Source organism: Bradyrhizobium sp. P2_E8, from assembly GCF_056403875.1.
Map to the genome: position 1 here is coordinate 1 of NZ_JBFUES010001460.1, position 1,319 is coordinate 1,319.

The 1,319-nt window shown below is 68.2% G+C and carries 2 protein-coding genes; both read left to right on the top strand.

The features are described 5' to 3' along the window. The coding region (locus AC1D00_RS41410) for a sensor histidine kinase (RefSeq protein WP_477014679.1) at nt 1-742 on the top strand (742 nt) is incomplete at its 5' end. A 46-nt stretch (nt 743-788) separates the two neighbouring features. Further along, nucleotides 789-1,319: leucyl/phenylalanyl-tRNA--protein transferase (gene aat, locus AC1D00_RS41415; protein WP_477014680.1), on the top strand; the 531-nt coding region annotated here is incomplete at its 3' end.

Consider the following 1,319-nt stretch of genomic DNA (forward strand, 5'->3'; position numbering starts at 1 on the left):
CGTCGCGGCCGAGGGCGCGCTGCGGCAGGCCGAATTGCAGAAGGCGCGCGAGGAAGCCGAAGCCGAGATCCATGCCTCGCGCGACCGCTATGCCGCGCTCGCCGCCGAGCGCGAGCTGCTGCTGCGCGAGGTCAATCACCGCGTCGGCAATTCGCTCCAGATCATCGCCTCGCTGCTGCATCTTCAGGCGAGCTCCGCCGGACAGGAAGAGGTCAAGGCCGCGCTGACCAACGCGATGGGCCGCGTCGCCGCGGTCGCGCAGGTGCACCGCCGCCTCTATACCTCGCAGGACCTCAAGAGCGTCGTCCTGAGCCAGTACCTGGACGCGCTGCTCGAGGACCTGCGCCGCTCGGCCGAAGGTAACCGGATGTCGCGCCTGACGCTGAAGGCCGAGCCGATCGAGATCGATCCGGACCGTGCGGTCGCCATCGGCATCATCGTCAACGAGCTGGTGATGAACGCGGTGAAATACGCCTATCCCGACGGAGCCGGCCCGATCCATGTCGAGCTGACCCTGCAGGGCGAGAATCTGCTGCTGGCGATCGCCGACGACGGCGTCGGCGACAACGTCAAGGCCGATCCGCGCTCCACCGGAATGGGCCAGCGCATCGTCGCGGCGATGGCCACCAAGCTGGACGCCTCGGTCGAGCGCGACCCCGCCCATTCCGGAACCCGCATCCTGCTCAGGTTCCGCCGCGTGCCCGCGCCGCCCGGCAAGACCAGCACCGCCGCCGCGAGCTGACCCGCGCCCCATCGCAACCGCATGGCGATCCTGCTATTGTTGCGCCATGACTTCGCGCGACTCCGCTTCGTCTGAAATTACGCCGGCCGTGCTGCTGCGCGCCTATGCCTGCGGCATCTTTCCGATGGCCGAGAGCGCCGACGATCCGACCCTGTTCTGGGTCGAGCCGGAATTGCGCGGCGTCATCCCGCTCGACGGCTTCCGCGTGGCTTCGCGGCTCGCGCGCACCGTGCGTTCGGATGTGTTTCGCGTGACCGTCAACACCGCGTTCAAGGCCACGATTGCCGGCTGCGCCGCGCCGCAGGCCGGGCGCGAGGACACCTGGATCAACAAGCGCATCCGCGACCTCTATGGTGGCCTGTTCGAGCTCGGCCATTGCCACAGCGTCGAGGCCTGGCAGGGCGACGACCTCGTCGGCGGGCTCTACGGCGTGAGCCTGGGCCGCGCCTTCTTCGGCGAGAGCATGTTTCACACCGCGCGCGATGCCTCAAAGGTCGCGCTGGTGCACCTGGTCGCGCGACTCATCCATGGCGGTTTCGAGCTGCTCGACACGCAATATGTCACCGAGCATCTGAAG